A 21,892-nucleotide genomic window follows, 5' to 3' on the forward strand; every position below is an offset into this window, starting at 1 on the left:
GGAAGCGCTTCCTTTTATAGTCAGAAAGTCTGATTTCGTTCCTTCCTTTTTTTGCTATAATGATCCTAAAATGAATTCGATTTCATTTTTCTTGCTTGCTAGCGGAGAGAGAGAAAACCGTTCTTTATTCAGCAATGATAACTCCTTATAAAAGGATTTATCATAAGCAAACATCCGTTTCTTTTTGCAAACGATTTCATTTCATCGTGGAGGTGGTGCAGCCAACAGCTTGTTAAGGCGGTCTATGCAGCAAAACAGCTAAAGCGTGCATTGGCAGCAGGATAGAAGGGACGATTGTTCGATGGAAGTCGGTAAGCGTTTCTAATTTCAATTTCGGCGGGAGGGATTGTAATGAGAAGAAGAACGAAAGGTCAAACCGTAGTGGCAACGTTGCTGGCATTTTTAATGACAGCCGCAGTTTTATTGTCTTTTCCAGGGCTGCAGACGAAAGCGCAAGCCGCTTTCGGTACATCCGATTTTTTGAAAACGAACGGCAAGGTGATTCGCAATAATTCGGGAACCGGCGCTATCGTCAACTTGCGGGGGCCGAATCTCGGCGGGTGGCTGCTGCAGGAGCAGTGGATGTCGCCGATGAACACCCCGGACCAGTATACGCTGACGAAGACGCTGTGGACCCGCTTTGGCACCGACGGCAATCACAGCTTGCAGGACGCGTATCAAGATTATTGGATTCAGGCAAGCGATCTCGATAACATTAAAAATATGGGACTGAACGCCGTTCGCGTGCCGATCTACTGGGAAGACTTCATGAACCCGGACGGCTCGATGAAGTCGGATTCCATCTCGTTCCGCGAGCTTGATTGGCTTATCAACCAAAGCGCGCAGCGCAATATATATGTCATTATCGATTTCCATGGCGTACAGGGAGGCGCTTGTCCGTGGCATTCTTGCGGTATAACCAACTCCAATCAGCTGTGGAGCAACTCGACGTTTCAAAACCGGACGGTGCAAATTTGGGAGCGCATCGCTGAGCGTTATAACGGGAATCCGACTGTCGCCGCATACGATTTGCTGAACGAGCCGCTGCTCACCTCCGGCGCAGCGGAAAATGCCGCGCAAGTTCAACAGAAGTTTAATTATTATGACCGGCTTTACAAGGCCGTCAGAGCGAAGGATCCGAATCATATCATTATCGTCGCGGCGTTTTTCGATTTTGAGCAGGCCCTTCCGCCGTCTGCGTACGGCTGGACGAACGTCGTGTACGAAACGCATAATTACAACTTCGATCAATATGACAATTGGAACGTGACAAACTCCATGATGAACAACTGGCTGGCCAAAATAGCGCAGTACCAGACGGCATGGAACGTGCCGGTGTACGCGGGCGAATTTTCGTATGGTCAGCTTGATTTATGGGAGAAATGGCTGGGCGGGCTCAATTCGCTCAACGTCTCGTGGTCGAACTGGTCGTATAAGGTGACGGGAGCAGGCAACTGGGGCTATTACAACAACAATGCGAACCCGGTGCCGGACATCTATAACGACAGCGCAGCCGTCATTACGTCCAAATGGAGCAAATTTACGACCGCCAACTTCCAGCCAAACACAGGCTTGATCAACGTAATCAAAAAATACGCCTCGCAGCCGCCTGCGCCCGTAACACCCGTCGCGGCGACGTCGAGCTTGCGCGCGGCGGCTAATAACAGCTACGTAAGCGCGGAAAATGCTGGCGCAGGCTCGCTTGTCGCCAATCGTACGACGGTCGGCGGCTGGGAGAAGTTCACGATTGTCAACAATGCAGACGGTACCGTATCGTTCCTGTCGGCTGCCAACAACAAATACGTTACCGCCGTTATCGACGAGAATACGCAGCTAGTAGCGCGGGCAACGACGATTCAGGCTTGGGAAAAGTTCCGTCTGGTCGATCGCGGCAACGGCAGGGTGGCGATTCAATCGACGGCCAACAATAAGTATGTCAGCGCCGATCAGAACCTAGGCTCAGTGCTGTACGCCAATAGGGACAGCGCCTCGCAGTGGGAAGAGTTTACGATCGCTTCCGCTCCGTAATGTTCATACGGGCGGCAAGACGGAATCGTTAAAGGCGGTTAAATGCAGTTAAATGCAGTTAAATGCAGTTATTGCATGAGGTGTACCACGCAATGAGCGGCAACTAGACGAAAAAAAATCCCCGTTTGCCGAAGCGAGCATTCGCTTCGGCGGCGGGGATTTTTTACGCATGGATGGACGGCTTAAGCACCGATTCGACCTTGGTGAGATGCTCGCCAATCCGTTCGGCCGCCAGCATAGAATCGGCCTGCCGGATAGCTTCATAAATCGACCGGTGCTCCTCCAGCAGCCGTTCCGCGGTAGAGCGCTCCTGGAAAAACCACAGCTCCCGCGTCTTGCCGATCGTCTCGCCAAGCCGCTGCGCCAAGGAATCCATCATTTGAATGAGCAGCGTATTGCGGGAGGCGGCGGCGATGGCCGCGTGAAAGTCGAGATCGGCTTTCTCGCCTTCCGCTGTGTCGTCCGCCCGAAGCGCCTGCTCCATACGATTCAGAATCACTTCCAGCTTGATAAGGTCATCGTCCGTTCGCCGTTTCGCAGCAAAAGAGGCGGTACCGGTCTCCAAAATTTGCCGAACCTCGAGCAGCTCCAGGATCGAATCGGCCTCTTGAAACAGGGAGGAGCCAGCCGGCGCTTCGGTCGGCAGCACTGGCTTCACGAACGTGCCGCCGCCGTGCCGGATGTCGAGCCAGCCGGTCGCCTTCAGCGCGCTTAACGCTTCGCGCACGGTCGAGCGGCCGACGCCGAATTGCTCGGAAAGCTGGGTGACGGACGGCAGTCTCGCGCCAGGCGGCCATTCGCCGCCTTCGATTTTATCTAATATAATACGGCCTACGATTTCGTGGCCTTTCTTCGTTTCGATTTTCATATCGCGTACGGGCAGCTCCCTTGATTGATTTCGATTTCGCGCTTTGCAAATTTTTCTGTATTTCTATCTAATCATAAGCTATAATGATTGAAAAGTCATCAGATGACCTGATGAATATTAAAGGAGGCAGCTTCGAACCGATGCTGAATGCTGAAATCACATCCAAACTGAGAGCTATCGTCGGAGAAAAGGGCTATCGTGACGATATGGAATCGCGAGTCGCCCATTCTTACGACGGCACGCCAATGCTGCAAGCGCTTCCGAACGGCGTTATTTATCCTTCATCCACGGCGGAAGTGTCCGACATTATGAAAGTGCTGCACGAGCATCGTATCCCGCTTGTCAGCCGCGGCTCCGGGTCGAATTTATGCGGAGGCACGGTGCCGCTTGAGGGCGGAATTGTCATGGTGATGCATCGCATGAATGCGATCATGGAGGTCGATATGGAAAATTTGACGGCCGTCGTTCAGCCGGGACTCATTACGGCTGAGTTTATAGCCCATATCGAAAGTCTGGGGCTATTCTATCCGCCCGATCCGAGCAGCATGAAGATTAGCACAATCGGCGGCAACATCGCGGAATGCTCCGGCGGGCTGCGCGGCTTGAAGTACGGCACGACGAAAGACTATGTGATTGGGCTGGAAGCGGTGCTGGCTGACGGTCGCATTATTCGCACCGGCGGCAAGCTGATGAAGGATGTGGCCGGTTACGACTTGACGAAGCTGCTCGTCGGTTCGGAAGGAACGCTGGCCGTCATTACGGAGGCCACGCTGAAGCTGATCCCGCCGCCGAAAACGAAAAAAACGATGCTGGCGATGTATCGCGACTTATACAGCGCCGCTCGCACCGTGTCCAAAATCATCGAGTCGAAAATTATTCCGGCAACGCTCGAATTTATGGACAATCCGACTGTGCGCGTCGTGGACGACTTTGCGAAGCTCGGCTTGCCGCTTGATATGGAGGCGATTTTGCTGATCGAGCAGGACGGCGATCCGGAGACGGTTGAGCGCGACATCGCGCGGATCCGAGACATTTGCGAATCCGAGAAAGCCGATCGTATCGAGGTGGCCGAGAGCCGGCAGGAAGCAGAACGGCTGTTAACCGCGCGTCGCAGCGCATTCACGGCGCTGGCGCGGCTTCGCCCGACGACGATACTCGAAGACGCTACCGTTCCGCGCTCGCGAATTGCCGATATGGTCAAGCGCATTAATGAAATCGCACAAAAATATAACGTGACAATTGCGACGTTCGGACATGCCGGGGACGGCAATCTGCATCCTACGGCAACGACGGATGCAAGGGACGCCGAGGAAATTCATCGGGTAGAGGAGGCGTTCGCCGAAATTTTCGAAGCTTCCATCGAGCTGGGCGGCACGATTACGGGCGAGCACGGCGTGGGTGTCGTGAAAGCTCCTTATTTGGAATGGAAGGTCGGCGCTGCAGGCATGGACGTCATGCGCGGCATTAAAGACGCTTTCGATCCGCATCATCTGCTTAATCCGGGAAAGATGTTCGCCAAACAATCGAGAAAAAGGGTGGTTCTTCAGCATGATTGAATCGAAAATCAAGAGCAAGCCCGATATTCAGCATGAGAATCCGCTGGCGCAGACGCTGCTGGGCAAGCTGGATTACGATCAGCTGACCAATTGTATGCGCTGCGGCTTCTGCCTGCCGGCGTGCCCAACCTTCCGCGAGACAGGTATCGAGCAGGAGTCGCCGCGCGGAAGAATCGCTTTAATGAAAGCGGTGGCCGACGGCTTGATGGACCCGGATCAGGCTTTTCAGGATCAGATGAATCACTGCCTCGGCTGCCGGGCCTGTGAGCCGGTTTGTCCGGCCGATGTGAAATATGGACAGCTGATCGAGCAGGCTAGAGACGCAATCGAGGACTACTCGCCGCACAGCGCGCCGGTGAAGGGACTGCGGAAGCTGATGTTCAAGGGCGTTTTCCCACATCGCGGCAGCCTGAAGCTGCTGGGCGGATCTCTCGGCTTTTATCAAAAATCGGGCCTTCGCAAGCTGGCGAGAGGAGCCGGTGTCATGAAGCTGTTCCCGGCCCATTTGCGGGAGATGGAATCGATACTGCCGGATGCGTCGTCCAAAGGCGTCGTAGAGCGGCTGGGCAGCTACTATCCAGCTAAGGGAGAGCCGATCGGACGCGCGGCGCTGTTCCGGGGCTGTATTATGGACGTTATGTTCGCGGACACGAACGTCAACACGGTGAAGCTGCTGTCGGAGGCAGGTTTCGACGTTATCATTCCGAAGACGCAGGCTTGCTGTGGAGCGCTTCATGCGCATAGCGGGGAGATGAACGAGGCGAAAGCTTTGGCGAGAACGAATATTGCAGCGTTCAAGGAAGCCAGCGTCGATTATATCGTCTCCAATGCGGGTGGCTGCGGCGCTCTGCTCGTCGAATACGATCATTTGCTGCACGACGATCCCGATGAAGCGGTGCAGGCCGATGCGAAATGGTTTGCTGAGCGTGTAATTGACGTTAGCGCGCTGATCGCGGAGAAGGGGCGTCTTCCTCGCTTTGCCGACTTATCGGAAGGAGAGAGCGGCGTAACTACGGTTACGTATCAGGATTCCTGCCATTTGCGAAACGTGATGAAGAGCGCGGATGCGCCGCGCCGGCTGCTGCGCGGCGTCGAGGGCGCGTGCTTTGAGGAGATGAAGGAGGCGGACCGCTGCTGCGGCTCTGCGGGCATTTACAATGTGGTGCAACCGGAAATGGCCGGACAAATTTTGGAGCATAAGATGGAGCATGCCGCAGCGACGAATGCCCGTTATATGCTGACGAGCAATCCGGGCTGCCTGCTGCAAATGAAGCTTGGCATCGAGAAACATCGGCCGCCGGAACCGATGGAAGCGATGCATATTGTCGACTATTTGTATGAGCGAGTCGTTTCGACATCCTCATAAATGCGGCGAAAAAGATGTCGGTGAAATTACCCACCGCTCTCTTATAAAGAGCAGTGGGTAATTTTTTTACTTTTTTTAGAAGAAAAAAGAGGAAAAAGGACCTATTGTTCAGAAATTGTATAGATACTTTTGTCATAATTTGCTTAGCGATTTCTGTCAAGATTTGCTTGACAGCATGACGAGATGGGATCGAAGCAGCCTACTAATGGAGAGGAGAACTATCACTTTGATGAAAGAGCAAAAATTAAAACGGGCAAGCGGGAAGCGCTGGCTATCGACCGCGCTGATCGCGGCGCTGGTCACTTCCAGCTTTTCGTGGCTGCCGGTCCGCAACGCAGAAGCGGCGTCGGCCGTGCAGACGGATCCAGGAAAAGTCTATGTATCGTTGAAGAACGCCGATTTCGGAGCGAGCAATCCGCTTGCGGCTGGCGTAGTGAAAGGAGTGGAGGAGAGCAAGAACGGCATCGACCAGCTCGGAAGCTTCTCCACGGATTATTTGCAGTTCAACTACGGGAAGCAGAATCCGAAATACAATCCGGCGGAATCGATTGTCGGTTTTCTGAAGAAAACCGTAGACGGTACCCCAAAGGATATCGTACGTCTCGCGGCTTCGAACCAAAACACCGCTTTCGGCAGTGTATTCAATCAACAGCGCGTGACGCTGTCGGACAACCGTTCTTTTAGCACTTATTTCAGCTTCAAAATGGAAGGCGGTTCCCAGGCGGACGGCATCGTCTTCGCCCTGCAAACGGCTTCCAACGAAGCTGGCGCAAGCGGCGGCGGTCTTGGCTATTCCGGCGTACAAAAAAGTATTGGCGTTGAGTATGATACGTATTACAACGTTGGCATCGACCAAGGACAGCCCCGCAACGATCCGCCTCCTGTCGAGGGAGTGACTGGTAACCGCTCCTCGCATGTCGCGCTGGTGAAAAACGGCGACGTAAATCACGGCGAGTCGGGAAAAGCTTCTGCGGACAACGGAGTCCCCGTTGAAGGCAAAAATATGGCTACGCTCGACCTGCTTCAAATGTCGCTCGCACAGACGAATACGGAAGCGACGGCGGACCCTTACAAAGCGTTTCACTCATGGATCGATTACAATGGCTTGACGCATCAATTCCGCGTCTATTTAATTCGCGAGAATAATGACGGCACGTATTGGGCGCCTGTCGTTGGCGCGAACGGTATGCTTGATCGCGAAACGATCGGCGGCAATTCAAGGATTAAAACGGTTAAGCTCGCTTCTTTCCCAATCGCCGATAACGGCCAATTGATTGCCGAACTTACGGGCAATCAAGGCACGGTGACAGTTCAGCCGATACTGGCGGATACGACCGATCTGTCGAAGCAGCTGCTGCAGGACGACGTATTCATGGGCTTCACGGCAGCAACGGGCGGGGCTACGCAAAATCATGATATTTACTCGTGGCATTTCAACAACTTCAGCGGTCTGATTGCACCGCAAGCGGCAGTTACGCCGCAAGAGGCTGTCGAGCAGGCGCCTACGGGCATTCAGATTTTGAATCGGACGACACTCCAATTGAAAGACGGTACTCCGGTCGGCTTCAATAAAGCGACGAACTTCGAAAACAAGCCGTACGGCACCAATGTTGTTCCGGTATCCGGCGGCGGAACGACCGAGAACGGCATTGTCGCGACGGGCTCGAAGGCAAGCGTCGAGGCGGAAGTGAGGACGATTAAAGACAAGCTTATTGAAGGATACCCTGTAACGTTCTCGCTGTATTACGTCGAGAAATATGCGAACGTCAACATCGGCAGCGGCAGAACGGCGATCGCCGCAACGCAGAAAGACGACGAGCCGCTTTATTTGACAGCCGAGGGCTATACGGTGAAAACGCGTTACTACGATCGCGACGGCCAAACGATTACCGTCCGCGAAATTACGGTGCCGACCGACACGAACGGCATCGCAACCGTCAATGTTTGGAATATGGGCGACCCCAAGCATCTGACGAACGTAAAAGCGAGAATCGGCGGTGAATTAAACGGCATAACGTACGGAGGAGGCAATTTCGATTCCGCGCCCGTGCTGTTTGAGGAAGCGATTGCTCCGCAAGTTGAAAAGGCTGAGGTCGGACCGGACCGCCGTACGGTTATCGTTGAACTGGATAAACCCGTCGCTTATGACAAGGGCAAGCCAGGCGGCTTCTCGATCAACATCGGCACCGACACCAATCCGGTGCTTGTGCCTTTGAAAGTGAAAGATTTCGTAAAAGATCCGTACGGCGAGGAAGATCCGTTCCGGCTGGTGCTGGAGGTCGATCCGTCCGATCCAGCCTTTCCGCCGCATCTTCCGACTGATTATGTCATCCCGGCCGGCAGCAAACCTCCGCTGCAGTATGATAAGGATGCCGGTTCGGTGAAAGGCGCCGGTCCCGGCGGCGCACCGCTCGAAAGCTTCCCGATATCGGGCGGCACAGGCGTGGAGATCGTGAATCGATTCGCGCCGACCGGTATGAGCGTTGTGAACGATCAGGAGCGCAGCAAGATCGAAGTGTCTTTCCCGGGCGATGTGGTCGTGCCGAACGCCGCTGTGGATGCATTCAAAGTGACGATTAATAACGGCGTCGACCCGGAATATACGATTACTTTGAACGATGTGAATGCGGAGTTGTCCGTTGATCCTTCGTCGCCGGACAAGCTTTCCATCCTGTTGAAGGATGACCGCATTCCGTTGAATGCGAAAGTATCGCTGACATACAGCCCAGATAAGCTTGATCCATCCGAACGCATTAAGGACACTCAGGGCTCCGAGCTCGATGTGTTCGTCAATGATCCGGTGAAAAATCAAATGAAGCCGCAGCAGGCCGTTGTTATTAATGATACGACCCGCGATAAAGTGAAAGTGACCTTCAGCAAGCCTCTTGATCCGGCTTCTGTAGCCAACAGCGTGTACGCCTTCTCGTTTACGATCGACGGCTCCTTGGAAGTGAAGCCGAATGCGGTTGAACTCGGCGCCGATGGCAAATCGCTTGTCTTTACGCTCGGCGACGGACTTCCGCAAGGAGGCATTCCGGTCCTGCAAAACGAGACGGACCCGACCAACATTGTGATGAACTATGCGACGGGACAAGCTAACCCGAGCGACAGTTCTCTGATAGACGTTCGGGAAATGGGGCCTAACGGCCGCAGTCTCGGATGGCTGACGGAATTCCCGGTGGCTAACCAGTTATGGTTTGAGCCTGAAAAAGCGGCCGTCGATAACGACCGCAACAAGGTGAAGGTGAAATTCTCGTCCGAAACGGCCGTGGAAGGCAGCCCGGAGATTTGGGTAACGGTGTATAGCGAGACCGGCCAGCCGCGCTCCATTCCGGTTGCTTCGATTGACGGCGGCGGCACCGATACGCTGACGCTGACGCTTGGAAACGGCGAACAAATTCCGCCGGGAGCCAAAGTTGAGCTCAGCTACTCGCCGAATGGCGGCAGCATCGTCGATGCAGACGATCCCGAGCGGACGTTGAAGCCGCAAAGCGGCTTCCCGGTCAGCAACGTGTATGTCACGATCGATACGCCGGCGGACGGCTGGAAAGGCAGCAGGCCGGTGACGCAAATTGCTGGCAAGAGCGAAGCTGGTTCAGACGTTACGATCGTCGTTCGAGACGGTCAGAACGTGGTAGTGGACGGCACTCTGACGACGTCTCCGGATGGAAGCTGGAGCTGGGTTCCGGATGCGCCGATCTCGGCTAACGGCAAATATACCGTCGAAGCGACGGCAAAAGGCGCATTTAATACGACAGACGAGGCCGTAAGCGCATTTACAATGGATTCATCCATTCCGCTTGGAGGCGGCGTTGAGCTGAAAGCCAACCCGCTGCGCAACGTCGGTGACGGCGAAACGTCGACCACATTGACGGCTACAGTCAAAGATTCGAACGGTTACCCGGTTGCCGGGGCGAAAGTAACGTTCGAGGTGCCGGCAGCCGGCGGCCGTTTCGTAGATGCGAACGGCAACCCGCTGTCCGTTCCGGAAGCGCTAACGGGTCCAGACGGCAAAGCGGTCATTTATTATCAATCTCCTGACCTAACCGGCCAACCGTCGGTGCAAGAGATCGAAGTGAAAGCTTCCGTCTTCGATTTGTCTCATGATGTCAGCGGCGAGGCGGCATTTACGATTTATTTCGAACCGCCGAGGCTGAAAGGCAAGCTGACCGAAACGTTCGATTCTGTCGGCGTTGTGCCGCTTGCGGGCAAGACGGTTATTATTCGGGGAGAGGACGGCTCAGTAGTCGGTTCGGTTCAAACCGATGCGAACGGGGAGTACGAATTCCTTATTCCGAGCAAGCAGAAGTATACGATTGAATACACTCAAACAGTTGCCGGCGGTCAGACGATCGTTTACCGGCAAAAAGCGGTCGTCGATAAGCCGCTTAAGGGCGACGGCACCGACGAAGTGAAGGCAAATAAAGCAGTAGCAGGCGTATTGGGCGGCAAAGACGCCGACGGCAAGCTGCGCCTAATCGATTTCTCGGTATTGGACGGCTTGCCGAGCGCGCCGAGCTTCGTCGCTTTCCTGAAGAAAGGAAATGAATACGTCAACGCCGTCGATCCGTCCGGCTCTTTGCTGCAGACGGCAGGCGAAGGAGACGGCTTTGCGATTGACGAGAAAGGCCTGTTTATCGCGGACGGCTTGCCGCAAGGCAATACGGCTGCTGACAACGAGTACCAATTGGAAATCCGGTACTATTACAATGTGCTGGACGGCAGCGGCAACGTGACCGGCCGCAACTATGTCGTCATTAATGTGAAGCGCGACGGTGGCTTGCCTAGCGTAACGGTGCAATCCTCCGGTGAATTGAACATTAACGAAGAGCTGATCGATCCTTATGGCGATATTACCAATTCGTCAACGGGCAATGTGATTAACGACAGGGATGTTAAGGTCACCATTTGGTATGCGGATACCGTTCGCAATCGGAATAACGGCATAACGCCGGGGCCGGTAACGCTGCCGAAGCTGCCAGGCTTCCCTCCGGCCGACAACGACAGCCCGACGCAAACCGTGTCCGGCGGCGCTTACGCCTGGATGGTTTACGGCGACAGCGATTATTACATTACAGCCGAGGCGAACGGTTATTATTCATATGATAGCCGCGCCGATAAAGGGGCGCATCCAGAGAGCTCCGTCTATACCGAAAACGGACAATCCTTCATTAAAGTCGATCGATCCATTGTCCGGTTTGATTTCGCTATGGTTCCTGCGAGCAGCGGAGGCGGATCAACGACACAGCCATCGCCGTCACCAACACCAACACCAACACCGACGCCGACGCCAGGAGCTCCGAACCTAATCGTTAACGTGCAAACGGATCGCACCGTGCACCCGGAACAAAGCAACGGAACGATTGACGTTTTGTACAAAAACGACGGAAGCGCTGTGTTGGAACAAGGGCAAATTCGATTGAAGCTGCCTGAAGGGGTTCAAGTGATTGATGCGGCAGGCGGGAAGGTGCTTGCAGGCGCAATCGTATGGGATGTGAAAGACGTGAAGGCCGGTGCATCCGGCAGCTTCCGCGTCGTGCTGCAATGGCCAGCTCTCGCGGAAGGCGAGCAGGAGAGAACGGTTGTGCTGAAGAGCGAGTTCGCCGATCGCGATGGAAAAATCATTTCAGCCTCGACACTGCAACTGCTAGTCTACTCGAATCGAGCCGGGAATTTGCAGCATCAGCGTTACATTCTTGGCTATCCAGACGGTACATTCAAAGCTGATCGGTTCTTGAACCGCGCGGAGCTTGCGGCTATTATCGCAAGGCTGATCGGGGAATACGACGCAGAAGCGAAACCGTATTCGGATGTTCCGAAATCGCATTGGGCTTACAAGTATATCAATACGGTAACGAAGCATAACATTTTCCAAGGCGGCACCGACGGTAAGTTCCGTCCAAACGACCCGGTGACCCGGGGCGAGTTAGCGGCTGTAATGACCCGTTATCTTAAGCTGGAAACGGGCACGCCGATCGAGCTTCACTATTCGGACGTCAAAGGCTCCTATTGGGCTGCTGCCGCTATCGAATCGCTTTACCGCAACGGAATGACGACCGGTTATCCGGACGGCACCTTCAAGCCGTTAAACGGCATTATCCGTTCCGAGGCGGTCACGCTCATTAATCGGATGCTTTACAGAGGTCCGTTGACCGGCGTGGAGCAAACGTGGCCGGACATCGCTCCGTCCTTCTGGGCATTCGGACAAATTGAGGAAGCTTCGGTTTCTCATGAGTCGACCCGGGCGGAAGTGGACGGTAAAACAGTGGAAGTGTTCGTAAAGCGATTGCAAGATCAAGTGAGATAATCTAACAATAAAAGAGTCAAGGCTGCCCATTAAGGTCGAAAGACCGGGCGGACTTGGCTCTTTTTTTACCTGGGCTTTACCTGAATCGGAGCCGGCTTTTACCGGGCGCAGGTACAATGGGGTGAAACGAGGCTCCAGAGGAGGGTAATTCTGACATGAAGAACGCAAAGTGGTACTTGCTTACAGCCGCGCTCCTGCTCAGCTTCGGAGCTGTTGTATGGCTTCAAGGGGCCGGCAGATCGGATGCGTCAGGCGATTTGTCCGATCCATTTCTGGATCCCTACGCGATGACGCTAGCCCATCGTCATGCCGGTCCAAGCATGGAGACGGCCGCCGAAAAAGCCGTTGATATTGGTGTCGCATGGCCGAACGGCGCGCCCGCTGCGGGCAAGCAATCGCTGCTCGAGTTGACGGTTTCGGGCCAGGACGGGAAACTGATCGAGCAGTTTGAGATCGTGAACGAAAAGCTGCTTCATCTTGTTGCGGTAAGCGACGACCTGCAGCATTTTCAGCACGTGCATCCTGAATATAAAGGAAAAGGTAAATACGAGCTGCCGCTCCAGTTCGAATACGGCGGCAACTATAAGCTGTATGCCGATTTTCAGCCGTCCGGCATGAATGAGCTGACCCGTTACGCGGAAGCGGTTGTGGAGGGGCGGCAATCGCTGCGGGAGCCGTTAACAGCCAGTTCGACGCTTGAGGCCGATTATGGCGGCGCTCATGTCGCGCTTAGCTTTGATCAAACGCCGACGGCCATGCAGGCGATGACGATGACGTATACGTTCACGGATGCCGACAGCGGCAAGCCGCTGCAGGATTTGGAGCTGTATCTTGGCGCCGTCGGCCATGTCGTCGCGGTGGACGGAGGAATGAACGATTATTTGCACATTCATCCGCTAAACTGGGCTTCGTCGGGCCCGCAAGCCGTCTTTGGCGTCAGCTTTCCGCGCAGCGGGCTCTATAAGCTGTGGGGACAGTTCCAACGAAACGGAGAGGTTATGATCGTTCCTTTTACAATTAACGTGCAGTAGGCATAAGCTCGATCTTTAAAGCCTTGATTCGCTCCTGCGGGCGAATCAAGGCTTTTTGCATTCAGTCCCCGCCGATTGAGCGATACTTACTTCTTAGCTGAAGTTTACCTAAATCGGGTTATGATTTTACCTTCTCTTGTTACAATTTCTCACATGAAAGACAATCCAATAGACTAGACGGAGGGAAAACATGAACAAGAAAAAGTGGATTATCCCAATGGTTGCGGCAAGCATTGCGCTGAGTTCGACGGGGATCGGCTACGGCGTATTTGGCAGCGGCAAGCTGAGCGCGGCGGAAGTCGAAGCGATTGTATACCATCCGTTGAACCCGCTTACCCCGCAGGAGATTGAGAAGGCGGCGCAAATTGTGTTCAAGTCGTCGCATGCGGCCGAAGGACTTTATTTTGCGGAGATTAAGCTGGAAGATCCAGAAAAAGCAAAGGTGTGGGAGTGGGAGTTCTCGGACGGCAGCAAGCGCTTGCCGCGTCAAGCGACGTTTACGGCGATTCAAAAAGATAAGCCGTATGAAGGCATTGTCGACCTGGACAAAGGGGAAGTCGTGAAATGGACCGCCGTTACACAAGGGTGGCCGCTGTATACCGAGTTTGGAAGCACGGGGGATATTGTTAAAAAAGATCCAGAAGCGGTAGCTGCATTGAAACGGCATGGCGTAACCGATTTGACCAAAATCCGGTTCAGCGACGGCCCGCTTGGCGACTATGGTCCGGAGTTGACGCCAAAAGGCTCCCGTCTCGCGATGTCGGTTCCGAGACCGATCATTGAGAACGCGGCCAACAATTTTGCACATCCGATGGACGGACTCGCTTTCCTGGTCGATCTGAACGCAAAGAAGGTCGTCAAAATTTACGATTACGCGAATCCGCCGGTGCCGACTGATCCGAACGATTATTCCAAAGTAATCAAGAGCAAGCGTACCGAGCAAATTAAGCCTTTAATTATTTCGCAGCCGAATGGTGCGAGCTTTGATGTCGCGGGCAATCAGATCGATTGGCAAAATTGGAACTTCCACTTCCGTCTCGATCCGCGCGTCGGTCCGATCGTTTCGACGGTCACCTACGATGACGACGGCAATAAGCGAAAAATTATGTACGAAGGCTACATGGGCGGCATGATGGTGCCGTACGGCGATCCGGAACCGGCTTGGTTGTATAAAATTTTCATGGATGCCGGCGAATACGGCGTTGGCATGTCCACACGGCCGCTCAACATTGGCAGCGACGTGCCGAAAAACGCGACGCTGTTCGATGCAGCGATTAATGACACGGCCGGCAAAGCGCAAGTGATCAAAAATGCTTTCGCCTTGTTCGAGCGTTACGCTGATCCAGAATGGTCGCATAACGGGGAGGCTCGCGAGCGCCGTGAGCTGGTGCTCCGTTCCATCGCAACGATCGGCAACTACGACTATGTGCTGGACTGGGTATTCCTGCAAAACGGCTCAATTAAAATTATGGTAGGGGCAACTGGTCTTGCGCAAATTAAACCTGTTGTGACGAAAACGATGAACGATCCTACGGCAACCAAAGATACGAGAAACGGCACGCTCGTCGATTACAACATCGTCGCACCGACTCATCAGCATATTTTCAATTTCCGTCTCGATATGGACGTAGACGGCGAAACGAACTCGGTCAGTGAAATCTTGCCAAAGGCTGAGACGGTGGCAAATCCGGAATTTGCCCGCAGCGAGATGATTACGCTTGAGAAGACGTACAAAAAAGAGCAGGACGCGATTCAAAAATTCGACCCGGACAAAATCGTTCTCGTCACTAGCGAGAAGTCGAAAAACCGCCTCGGCAATTCGACGGGCTACCAAATCATCCCTTATGCAGGCGGCACGCATCCATTCATGGAAGAGCCGCTGTTCACGAAGACGGACTACGTACTGAAACGCGCGGAATTTATTAAAAATCATATTTGGGTAACGCCGTACCGCAAAGAAGAGCAATATTCCGAAGGCAAGTATACGACACACAATACCGATACCGGACTCGGCTTGTGGACGCAAAAGAACCGCAGCATTGAGAATAAGGATACGGTCGTTTGGATCACGACGGGTACAACCCACGTGATGCGCGCCGAAGAGTTCCCGATCATGCCGACCGAATGGGTGACGGCCATGATCAAGCCTTGGAACTTCTTCAACGAGACGCCAACGCTCGATCTGATGGCTCCGCCAACAGAGTAATAGAAAGCAAAAGAAGAGAGGTCCGAATCAGGGACTCTCTTCTTTATTTGTGAATAGCGTTACATCTGGCGACAGCGGTATTAGGATATAGACAGGCAGCGGACTCGATATAGCGAACAAGCAGCGGTCTCAATATAGCGAAATTAATGGCACGCGGTGTTCGGTCACACGTCGGCGGTCAAACGATCCGTCACCCGTGTGGACTGGCATTTGCGCCATTCAACCAGCTTCGACTGACGCAGCTGGCCGTTCATACAACGGCAAGGACAGTGTGAACGTGCAGCCGTCGCCCGAAGGCGCGTTAAGGCGCAGGCTTAGCTCGCCGCCGTGCATGGCGGCGATTTCTTTGGCGATCGATAAGCCGAGGCCGCTGCCGGGGATATCGCTGTTGCGCGATTTGTCTACCCGGTAGAAGGAGTCGAAAATAAAGGGGATTTCGTCCCGCGGAATGCCAGGGCCGGCGTCGATGACGCTAAATTGGACTGCATTGTCCGAGAGAGAATATCGGAAGATGATCGGACAGTCCGCTCCTGTATATTTGATAGCGTTCTCTATCAAATTGTCCAGCACTCGCTCCAGCAAGTGGGCGTCCCCCTGCACGAAACTGTCTGCTGCAGCGCCCTCCGCGGCAAACCGCCGCTTTTCAAGCTCCATATAGGGCTCCCATTTGCCCTTAACTGACCGGAATAGCACGTTGGAATGGAGCGGCTTCATATCGGCTTGCAGTTGGCGGGTTTCGAGCAGGCTAAGCTCGTTCAAGTTACGGGCCAGCCGGGTAATGGTGCGAATGCCTTCATGGATGCGCTTCAAGTATGTATCGATCTGCGCCTCCGGTATTGTGCCGTCGTTGATGGCCTCAATATAGCCTTGAATGAGCGTGATCGGCGTTTTTAAATCATGCGAGATGTTCATAAACAGCTCCTTGCGCCATTGCTCCAGCCGGATCAAATCGCCAATTCGCTCCTCCAGCTCCCAATTCATCTCCCGCAGTTCAATCGTACGCAGTTGGACCTTGCTTTCCAGTTCCTTGTTCAGCTGCGCCTGTTCCTCCAGCAGCTCGCTAATTTTGCCTGCCATTCGATTGAAAGAGTAGAGAAGCCGGTTGAACTCGAGAACACGGGTGTCTCCCGCCCGAAGCTCGACCGGTCCGCGGCCGATCCGCGAGAACGCCTCGGTTAGCATGTTGACGGGCCTTGCGATTCTCGAACGCAAATAAAAAGCGAGCCCGATGCTTAGCGCAATAGCCAAGCCGCATAATAGAGCAAGCTGGATGAATAGCGTCTTCTCCGTCTGTTGATTCAGCTCTTTGGTCGCGGAATAGACGGGCTCCAGCAGCTTTTGTTCGGAAATCACGTAACCGAGCGTCCAATTGGTTGCCGGTATGACCTGGCTGAAGACCGCTTTGGCTTCGCCGTTCAGCTCCAGCCTGCGGTAGTTGTCAGTCCGATACGCTTCGGGTGTATGAAATACCGCCGACAGATTCATCTGATTGATTTGCGAAATGCCGTGCTTCTGCGAGGCGATCAAATGGTAATCGGTATCGAGCAGCAAGGCGTAACCGTCTTGATTGTCGAAGCTGGTGTCCACGACATTGCCTAAAAAATTGTCGATCGTTACGTCCGCGGCGACGATCCCTTTCAACCGTTGTTGCTCGTCATATACGGGAGTAGTGGCCGTAAACATCCAACCTCTCGGCGTAATGTCAAAGTAAGGCTTCGTCCATACGACCCGGTTCGCGCCAGGCGGAATTTGCAAAGCATCCGTATAAAAAGGATAGGTCGTCAGCTTGTTGATTTTCCGGGGTGTCAGCTCTTGCGGCCCTTCATAGCCCGGGTAATGAAAGGAGCCGGAATGCGGATGAATGTAGTACATGGATACGATGTTGCGGTTGTAGGCCGTCTCCGACTGGAAAATGGGGAACAGTGCTTTGCTTATGGCAAAATCCTGGGCTTGTTCGGGAGTCGGCCGTTCGCTTTCTCGATCGACCCGAATCGTCACTTCGCCTTTGCTGCCGGAAGCAGGGTCGTAATAGAGTGACCGCTCGCCGTCAAAGACAAAGGAGAGCGGGTTTGCATACGGCGCAGGATCGGAAAAGATCGCTTCAGCCATCGATTTGGCGACGAGGACGGCGCTCTCTACTTTGCGCAGCTCGGAGTCGATCGATTGCACCTGTTCCGCAATATTATTTTCGTACATGTGGATATAATTGGCTTCGGTCCGCGCTACGCTCATCGCGCCGGACTTTTGCAGCTGGCTGAGCACCGTCTGTCCGGCGAAGACGGAAAGGAGAAGCAGCGGCACAAGCGATCCGGTCAGCACGGCCAGAAGCAGCTGAACGGCAAACGACTTCGGCCGGCCGCCGAATTTATACCGTTTGGACAGCTTCATCGAATTTGTACCCGAAGCCGCGTATCGTTACGATGCGCTCGGGATTGGCAGGATCGCGCTCGATTTTTTTGCGCAGATGGCCGATGTGGACTTGAAGTGTTTTCGTATCAAGCGTGCTTTCATAACCCCATACATTCGTGAGCAGCCGCTCGCCGCTCAGCACCTGTCTGGCGTTTCGCATAAAGTAGGAGAGCAGTTGGAACTCCTTCGCGGACAATTCGAGACGGCTGCCGTCGACGAATGCTTCATGGGTAGCGACGGAGAGACGGACATGCTGGGATGCAAGGACGGGGGGAGCAGCGGCCGCCTCACGCCGATGGACGATACGGTTGCGGCGAAGCTGGGCTTTAATGCGGGCAACGAGCTCCACCGGGCTAAAGGGCTTGCTCACGTAATCGTCCGCCCCTACCGTAAGGCCGACGACTTTATCGATCTCGGAATCTTTGCAAGTGAGGAAGACGATCGGAATATCCGTTTGCTGGCGAAGCCGGGCGCACAGCTCATAGCCCTCCATATCGGGAAGGAGCACATCGAGCACGATTAGGGCGGGCGGATCGCTTTCCGCGATTTCAAGCGCCTGCTTGCCGTTTGTCGCCATGCGGTGGCGGAAGCCGTCCTTCTCCAGGTACATGCCAACCAGTTCGCTGATGCGGGATTCATCGTCAACGGTTAATATCAATTCTCCTGACATGCTGCTCACCTCATCTGCTTTAACTTATTCGTATGGTAGTTTCGTGTAATGATCACGGACGATATATCCTTTATATTAGGGTGAAAACGTAATAATGGCAATATCAATGTAAGAATACATTACATAAATTCATGATTCGATTAAATCGTCCATTCACCTTCGCTTAAAACTATAGGCTAGAAGAAGCCGATTTTTCAGGGAAGGCGGTTGCCGGTAAAGCGGCTTCCATTTATAGTAGACAGGAGAGAAAGGCAACGTAAAGAGAGGAACGGGGTAACGTGACAGCAACGATCTTGAATGCAGTCTTTATTGTCATCGGCAGTTTGATCGGCAGTATTTTCAAGCGGGGAATGAAGGAACGGTATGAAGAAATATTAATGCAAGGGATGGGGCTCGCGGTCATTGGTCTCGGCATTTATGCCGTATCGAAGCATATGCCTGAAAGCCAGCATCCGGTTTTATTTATAGTAAGTATGGCGCTCGGCGGTTTAATCGGGGAGAAGCTCGATATGGAGCGCCGCTTCAAGCAGATCATCGAAAGGTTCTCCAAAGGCAATTTGGCGGAGGGGCTGTCAACCGCCGTGCTGCTGTTTTGCATCGGCACGATGTCCATCGTAGGGCCGATCGAGAGCGCGCTAAATGGCAATCAAACGTATGTGTTCACGAATGCGATTCTCGATTTGGTCACCTCGATTGTACTCGCCGCATCCTTCGGCTTCGGCATTGCGCTATCGGCAGTTGTACTGCTGTGCTGGCAAGCGTTCTTTTATTATTCGGCCGGCGCTGTGGCAGCTTATATTACGTCTGATTTGCTGACGGAAATATCGATTATCGGCGGTGTGCTCATCCTGAGCTCGGGACTTAGCATTCTTGGCATCAAAAAGTTCCGGACGATCAACCTTGTTCCGGCGTTGCTCGTTCCCGTCGTCTATTTGACGGCCAGAAATTTGTTCGGGATATAGAAAAAAAACGGATCAAACATATAATCAGTGCTTCCCCTCAGTTCAAGTCATGTACTGATTTCGGTTTTGAGCAAAAAACATCTCGTTTCACAGTTTAAAGTGAAGCGGGATGTTTTTTTCACAAACTCAACTCGAAGCATGGCTGTAAAAACCGAAAAATGGCTTTTAAGACAGCCTTTAATTTTGCTTAACGGGAGGGAATCTTACTTATATAATGGAAGGTAAACGCTTTCGCCAATCGCGGCTGTCCGCTGAGAACGAATAAGCCTTGACACAACAAAAAACATTCTGCTATATTATTGAGAATTTAAACATCGTTTGTGTGGGCGCCGGTCCACGCATTCTTTTTCCGCCGCAATACAAAATCACATTGAGGAGCTGAGAGCATTGGCACAGTATTACTTGGAACCATCCCGAACATTCAGCGAGTTTCTGCTCATCCCGAACTTGACGACGAAAGAGTGTACGCCTCAAAACGTAACGCTGAAAACGCCGATCACGAAGTTCGCCAAAGGCGAGGAGCCTGCCATTTCTCTGAATATACCGTTCTCATCCGCGGTTATGCAGTCCGTATCCGACCATAATATGGCGACGGCGCTGGCCAGATGTGGCGGTATTTCTTTTATTTTCGGTTCCCAGTCGGTCGAGGATCAGGCCGCAATGGTACGCAAAGTAAAAGAATACAAAGCGGGCTTTGTCGTTAGCCGTTCCAACTTGAAGCCGAACCAAACGCTGGCCGATGTGCTTAAGCTCAAAGAAGAGAACGGACATTCGACCGTTGCGATTACAGAAGACGGTACATCCAGCGGCAAACTGCTCGGAATCGTCACCAGCCGTGATTACCGGCTGAGCCGCGATTCGCTGAGCAAGCCGATTAACGAGTTCATGACGCCTTTCACTTCGCTTATCTATGGAAATTCGGGCATTACGCTTCCTGAGGCAAACGATTTGATCTGGGAGAAAAAGCTCAACTGTTTGCCAATCGTCGATGAGAATCAATGCTTGCAGCATCTTGTTTTCCGTAAAGACTATGATGCGGATAAGGAAAATCCACAAGGATTGCTGGACGGCAACAAACGTTATATCGTCGGAGCCGGCATCAATACGAAGGATTATATGGAACGCGTACCTGCTCTCGTTGAAGCGGGCGTTGACATTCTTGTCATCGATTCCTCGGACGGATACAGCGAGTGGCAGGCTGAAACGGTTAAGTATGTGAAGGAAAACTTCGATGTGAAAATCGGCGCCGGCAACGTTGTTGACCGCGAGGGCTTCCTGTATCTGGTCAACGCCGGGGCAGACTTTGTGAAGGTCGGCATCGGCGGCGGTTCGATCTGTATTACCCGCGAACAGAAGGGTATCGGTCGCGGCCAAGCATCGTCATTAATTGAAGTGAATGAAGCCCGCGAGCAATATTATAAAGAGACGGGCATTTATGTGCCGATTTGTTCCGACGGCGGCATTGTCCACGACTACCACATTACGCTTGCTTTGGCGATGGGCGCCGATTTCGTCATGATGGGCCGTTATTTCGCTCGGTTTGACGAGAGCCCAACGAAGAAGCTGAAGGTAGGCAACAACTTCGTGAAGGAGTTCTGGGGCGAAGGCTCGAACCGTGCCCGCAACTGGCAGCGGTATGACACGGGCGGCAAGCAAGGACTTATCTTCGAGGAAGGCGTCGACTCGTACGTGCCGTACGCAGGCACGTTGAAAGAGAACCTCGACAAGACAATTCATAAAATCAAATCGACGATGTGCAACTGCGGTTCCATTTCGATCGCCGATATGCAGCAAAACGCAAGAATTACACTCGTTTCTGCGACCAGCCTTGTCGAAGGCGGCGCACATGACGTTATTATGAAAGATAACGGCTTGTCGGGCGAATAATACCTGTTCGAGACGATATGCTATCGTTATGGAGCCCGGAAGCTTGCTTGGACAAGCTTCCGGGCTTTTCATAAATCGTTTTATGAAAGACGGCATCCGTATGACTATTCTTTGTCTGCCAGCTCGCTGCCATTCGAGGCGCAAACGAAGCATATGGCTGACTTGTCGTCGCGTACGATCCCGTCCAGAAAGCCATCGAGGCAATACAGCGGTTTCTTGCATAAAGCGCAATAGCCGATAAACTCTTTCAAAAAGGATCACTTCCTTCCTGACATTAGTTTACAGAAAAAGGCCCATGATGAAAGGGCTTTATAAAATAAAGGTTGCTTTCTTATTTCCGACTGTGATACTATGCTTTACAAATCATTACTATTCTAAAACGAAATATGGATCTTCGGGGCAGGGTGAAATTCCTGACCGGCGGTGAAGCTCTTCTCGGAGCGCAGCCCGCGACTCTCTGAGCCGTCAACGGCAAGGAGACTGACTTGGTGCAATTCCAAGGCCGACGGTTATAGTCCGGATGGTAGAAGATCAACCGATTGGCATGCAGGGGCGTTAGCTCTGTTCTCGCATGTTTATTTGGCCAGCCCCGATTCGCGATT

12 protein-coding genes and 1 riboswitch are annotated in these 21,892 nt (G+C 53.2%); of the genes, 8 read left to right on the forward strand and 4 right to left on the reverse strand.

Annotated elements, in window-relative coordinates; all coding sequences use genetic code 11:
- Positions 1-351: 351 nt before the first annotated feature.
- The gene (locus tag ACFVTB_RS26295) at positions 352-2,028 is read left to right on the forward strand and encodes a cellulase family glycosylhydrolase (protein ID WP_387756125.1); all 1,677 of its coding nucleotides are present in this window, start codon (positions 352-354) and stop codon (positions 2,026-2,028) included.
- Positions 2,029-2,191: 163 nt separating this feature from the next.
- Here the strand turns inward: ACFVTB_RS26295 and ACFVTB_RS26300 are convergent, their stop codons facing one another.
- Positions 2,192-2,896, reverse strand: coding sequence for a FadR/GntR family transcriptional regulator (locus ACFVTB_RS26300; protein ID WP_387756127.1), 705 nt, complete (start codon positions 2,894-2,896; stop codon positions 2,192-2,194).
- A gap of 140 nt (positions 2,897-3,036) precedes the next feature.
- Between ACFVTB_RS26300 and ACFVTB_RS26305 the strand changes: the two genes are divergently transcribed.
- The 5 genes from ACFVTB_RS26305 to ACFVTB_RS26325 all read left to right on the forward strand — a co-directional run bounded on the left by ACFVTB_RS26305 (position 3,037) and on the right by ACFVTB_RS26325 (position 15,362).
- Positions 3,037-4,452 carry an FAD-binding oxidoreductase gene (locus ACFVTB_RS26305; RefSeq protein ID WP_387756129.1) on the forward strand — a complete coding sequence of 472 codons (1,416 nt, stop codon included), beginning with the start codon at positions 3,037-3,039 and terminating at the stop codon, positions 4,450-4,452.
- Positions 4,445-5,818: a (Fe-S)-binding protein gene (locus ACFVTB_RS26310; protein WP_387756131.1), complete on the forward strand. Its 1,374-nt coding sequence runs from the start codon at positions 4,445-4,447 to the stop codon at positions 5,816-5,818. The genes ACFVTB_RS26305 and ACFVTB_RS26310 overlap by 8 nt, the downstream gene beginning before the upstream one ends.
- 229 nt (positions 5,819-6,047) lie before the next feature.
- Complete coding sequence (locus ACFVTB_RS26315) at positions 6,048-12,125, forward strand: S-layer homology domain-containing protein (protein WP_387756133.1); 6,078 nt, start codon at positions 6,048-6,050, stop codon at positions 12,123-12,125.
- Between the two features lie 155 nt (positions 12,126-12,280).
- Positions 12,281-13,156: a hypothetical protein gene (locus ACFVTB_RS26320; protein WP_387756135.1), complete on the forward strand. Its 876-nt coding sequence runs from the start codon at positions 12,281-12,283 to the stop codon at positions 13,154-13,156.
- A gap of 190 nt (positions 13,157-13,346) precedes the next feature.
- Positions 13,347-15,362: a copper amine oxidase gene (locus ACFVTB_RS26325; protein WP_387756137.1), complete on the forward strand. Its 2,016-nt coding sequence runs from the start codon at positions 13,347-13,349 to the stop codon at positions 15,360-15,362.
- A gap of 219 nt (positions 15,363-15,581) precedes the next feature.
- On the opposite strand, the gene ACFVTB_RS26330 is transcribed toward ACFVTB_RS26325, so the two are convergent.
- A complete protein-coding gene (locus ACFVTB_RS26330; RefSeq protein WP_387756139.1) occupies positions 15,582-17,750 on the reverse strand; it encodes a sensor histidine kinase in 2,169 nt (722 codons plus the stop codon).
- On the reverse strand, positions 17,728-18,441 hold the full coding sequence (locus ACFVTB_RS26335; RefSeq protein WP_387756141.1) for a response regulator: 714 nt from the start codon (positions 18,439-18,441) through the stop codon (positions 17,728-17,730). Before ACFVTB_RS26335 ends, ACFVTB_RS26330 begins: the two co-directional genes overlap by 23 nt.
- A gap of 278 nt (positions 18,442-18,719) precedes the next feature.
- On the opposite strand from ACFVTB_RS26335, the gene ACFVTB_RS26340 reads away from it, so the two are divergent.
- On the forward strand, positions 18,720-19,403 hold the full coding sequence (locus ACFVTB_RS26340; protein WP_387756143.1) for a DUF554 domain-containing protein: 684 nt from the start codon (positions 18,720-18,722) through the stop codon (positions 19,401-19,403).
- A 387-nt stretch (positions 19,404-19,790) separates the two neighbouring features.
- Complete coding sequence (locus ACFVTB_RS26345) at positions 19,791-21,290, forward strand: IMP dehydrogenase (protein WP_387756145.1); 1,500 nt, start codon at positions 19,791-19,793, stop codon at positions 21,288-21,290.
- Between the two features lie 104 nt (positions 21,291-21,394).
- On the opposite strand, the gene ACFVTB_RS26350 is transcribed toward ACFVTB_RS26345, so the two are convergent.
- Positions 21,395-21,541 carry a hypothetical protein gene (locus tag ACFVTB_RS26350; protein ID WP_387756147.1) on the reverse strand — a complete coding sequence of 49 codons (147 nt, stop codon included), beginning with the start codon at positions 21,539-21,541 and terminating at the stop codon, positions 21,395-21,397.
- Between the two features lie 135 nt (positions 21,542-21,676).
- Positions 21,677-21,826: riboswitch (FMN riboswitch) on the forward strand.
- Positions 21,827-21,892 lie beyond the last annotated feature (66 nt).

It is taken from the genome of Paenibacillus sp. NPDC058071 (genome assembly GCF_042885235.1).
GTDB lineage: Bacteria > Bacillota > Bacilli > Paenibacillales > Paenibacillaceae > Pristimantibacillus.